2 protein-coding genes are annotated in these 4245 nt (G+C 42.7%); both read left to right on the forward strand.

What is annotated here, in order from left to right:
* A partial coding sequence (locus DC498_RS25680) for a SusC/RagA family TonB-linked outer membrane protein (protein WP_133176987.1) occupies positions 1-2754 on the forward strand: 2754 nt, incomplete at its 5' end.
* Between the two features lie 25 nt (positions 2755-2779).
* Positions 2780-4245 (forward strand): RagB/SusD family nutrient uptake outer membrane protein (locus tag DC498_RS25685; protein WP_165813965.1); only part of this gene is annotated, 1466 nt, incomplete at its 3' end.

Below are 4245 nucleotides of genomic sequence, written 5' to 3' on the forward strand. Positions count from 1 at the left end.
AATTTGAGTGAAGTAGTAGTGGTAAGCTACGGTACGCAGAAAAAGCGTGAGATCACGGGAGCAATAGCCAATATAAACGGTAAAGAATTAAAAGATATACCGGTTACGAATGTCGGTCAGAAACTCCAGGGTCGGTTAGCGGGAGTTCAGATCAATCAGAATACGGGTCAGCCCGGGGCGAATATGGCAATACGTATACGTGGTGCTGCTTCAATCAATGCAGGGAACAGCCCGTTGATAGTAGTGGATGGGTTTCCTATTGAAAGCGGGTTGAATACTATCGATCCGGATATGATAGAATCTGTAAGTGTGTTAAAAGATGCTGCGGCGTCTTCGCTATATGGTTCAAGAGCTGCTAACGGGGTATTACTTATCACCACCAAGCAGGCAAAAGCGGGACAGCGCAGTATACAGTTTACCAGTTATCTTGGATTGCAAACCGTTTCAAAACGAGGCAGACCTGACCTGATGGATGCGCGGGAATTTGCACAATTCAAGAAGGAGTATTATGAAGATGCTGCAAAGTATGAAGGTTATACCGGAGGCGTTCCTGCACAATATCAAAATCCTGAACAAATTGATCCCGCTGAAGGAACAGACTGGTTTGATGTATTATTGAGAAAAGCATTGATGCAGAATTATAGTTTATCACTTTCCTCCGGGAGCAAATATGTACGCTCGGTAGTGGGTGTCAGCTATAATAAGCAGGATGGTGTAATGATCAATCAAAAATCCGAAAGATTTACAGCATCAAGCAACAACACTTTTTATGCTACTGATAAATTAACCTTTGGGTTGAATGCAGGCGTTACCTACCAAATAGATAATATCACACCAAATCTTGGTAATGGTCGTAACATTATACAGGTAGCTTATCTTAGCGACCCTGCATTAAAATACAAAAATGATGACGGCACCTATCCTATAGGTTTTGCACCTCCGGGCATGTTCTCTACCCCCAACTATTACAATGTATTAATGCAAACCGTTAACCCCAGTAAAACCCTTACACTGATAGGGAATGCTTATGGTGCATATAAAATATTTGACGGGCTGGAATTTAAAAGCAGCATCAATGTTAATATGATTGGTTTGAACAACAGGACCTTCAGGCCATCCACCATACTTGGCGGCCCTCAGCCTGCTGCATCTGCATCAGCCAGTTACGATGCAAGGAATACAATATCATGGATGACGGAAAACACATTAACCTACACGAAACAGTTAGCACAGAAACATAATATTGAAGCATTTGTAGGATATACGGCTCAAAAAGTATCGTACGAACGCAGTTATGTTACCGGTTCCCAATTTCCCGGGGACTATATTGAATGGCTGAATGTAGCCGCTACAAGAGTCGGCACCGTAGAAGCATGGGACTACTCTGTATTATCTTATATCGGTAGGGCAAACTATAATTACGATGGCAAATACATTTTATCATTAGCGCTGAGAAGAGACGGTTCTTCAAAGTTTGGTTCCAATAACAGGTATGGTACTTTCCCTTCAATTTCTGCAGGTTGGATAGTGTCTGATGAAAACTTTATGAAGTCTGTACCCGCCATCAACTTCTTAAAATTAAGAGGCAGCTGGGGCAAGGTGGGTAATAATAATATCGGTTATTATACTTACCTCGCCGGTGTAGGCCAAAACAATTATGTATTTAATAATGTATTGGCTTCAGGCAGTGCTTTAAACAGTATTGGTAATGCAAGCCTTACCTGGGAAACCACAACAGGTTATGATATAGGGCTGGACATATCATTATTAAATAACAGGGTATCATTTGCATACGATTATTATTATAAGAAAACAGACGGCTTGTTATACGGTATTGATATCCCCGTGCAGTCAGGTTTTTCTACCATTACCTCCAATATAGGCCGGTTTGACTTCTGGGGTCATGAATTTTCTGTGGATACCAGGAATTTAACCGGTGCGCTTACCTGGAGCACCAACTTTAATATAGCCATTCCCCGCAACAAGGTAAAGAAATTAGGAACCAACGATGCCCCTATTGGCGGCTACTCGGAATATTGGGATGATAACAGAACGGCAGTAGGAATGCCTATAGGGATGTTCTATGGTTACATCAATACCGGTGTGTATATGACGCAGCAGGAATGGGAAACGCAGCCGCATGATGCCACCTCAATGGTAGGAACAGCAAGATTTGCAGACTTAGGCGGCGCAGATGGAAAACCCGATGGAAAGATAGATGCAAATGACAGGACCTGGATCGGTAACCCTAACCCCGACTGGCTGTTTGGTATGACCAATAATCTCGAATATAAAAACTTCGATTTAAGTATTGTAATTGCCGGGTCTGTAGGGAATGATGTCGCCGATGATGCATATCAGTCAACAGAAAATCTTGACGGGGTATTTAATGTAAGAAAAGGAGTAGTAAACAGGTGGAGGTCAGAAGAAGATCCCGGCGATGGTATTTATCCCAGAACAAGAGCAGGCACAACGGCTGATTTCAGGAATTTCACTACACGACAGGTATTCAGTGGCACATACCTGGCTGTAAAAAATATTACATTAGGATACCAGGTTCCGATCTCTGACACCAAAACCATCAAAAACATAAGAGTTTATTTTACCACCCAAAATCCGTTCATGTTCACAAAATATCCTGGTATGAATCCGGAAATTGGATTGTACGGGTTGGATGGCTTAAGACTGGGTCGGGATTTCACAGCATTCCCCATTGCCAGGGTATATACATTAGGTTTAAATGTTAGTTTTTAAACCTGCACTTAAAATATTTCATTATATGAAGAATAAACTATTATTACTGATATCAGCGGTTATGCTTTTTGCATGCAACAAGGATTTTTTGAACCTTACACCGCCAACCTCGCTTAGCTCCGCCTCTTTTTTTACAGATAAGAATCAGTTCATGCAGGCCTTAAATGCAGCCTATGTACCATTACGTGCCGTAGTTAAGGTAGCCATTTATGAAGATGAGATGAGGTCGGACAATACCTTTTTTACCATTTACCAGGCAAACAGGGGCTTGGAGCCCAACAGAGAAGCCTATCCTCAGTTTTTAGATAATGCGCAATCCAGTGCAGTGTCTAACTCTCCGGGCAGCAGGTGGACCAGCGATTACTCAGGAATTTCCCAGGTAAATACTATTCTTAATCAGCTTAAGGATAACAGTTTTTTGTCCCAGGGAGCAAAAGATACGCTAACAGGAGAATCCCTGTTCCTGCGGGCATTTTATTATTTTGACCTGGTAACCCATTATGGCGGTGTTCCGCTGCATCTTGAACAGATACAGGATGCGGAAAGCTCATTCAAAGCAAGGAATACGGTAGATGAGATATACACACAGATCAAAGCAGATATTACGGCAGCGATCGCGTTGCTTCCTGTGGTGAGTAGTTTTCCCCAGTCCGGTCGCATAAGCAAAGGAGCAGCAAAAATGTTGTCAGCTTATGTGTATATGACCCAGCCAGGTCCAGATTACCCAAAAGCCGAGCAGGAGTTGAAAGATATTACTGGTATGAACTATGGTTTGCTGGCAGATTATAAGGATGTATTTGATCCTGCCAACAAAAACAATAAAGAATCAATATTTGATGTTCAGTACATGTCGGATTTAGTGAGCGGGCAACAAAGTGAGTTTGCATGGGTGTTTATGCCCAAAGCTACAAACACTACTTTTTTGATGGGTTTTGACGGAGGGCGAATGAGCATCTGGAGTGGCTGGAATGTACCTACAGAAGAAATGGTAGCATCTTACGAAAGCGGTGATAAGAGATTAGATGCTTCTGTAGCAGTAGTAGAAGGCACTATAAGCGGGGTAGAAGATTTTACGATTACCGCGTTAAAAAGTGCTGTAGGCTATAACCCTGCTCCCGGAACCATTTACCGGTATATGATCAAAAAATATTTTCATCCTCCATACTCAGTTTCTTTTAATACCCCGGATAATTTTCCGATTTTCCGGTATTCAGGCGCGTTATTGTTACTGGCAGAAAGTTTAGAGGCCCAGGGAAAGGCCGGAGAAGCCTTACCTTACCTGAACCAGGTAAGAGCCAGGGCGGGCTTGCCGGCACTGGCAGCCGCTACCAAAGATAATATAGCAGATGAAACACGACATGAGCTGGCGTTTGAAAATCATCGTTGGCTCGATTTGCTACGCAGTGGTAAAGCGATAGAAAAGATCACGGCAAAAGGTGTTGCACTGAAAGCACAATACGGCTGGATATTACCCGCAGCGTTTAATATCAC

Origin of the sequence: Terrimonas sp., from assembly GCF_003075435.1 — a bacterium.
Lineage (GTDB): Bacteria > Bacteroidota > Bacteroidia > Chitinophagales > Chitinophagaceae > Agriterribacter.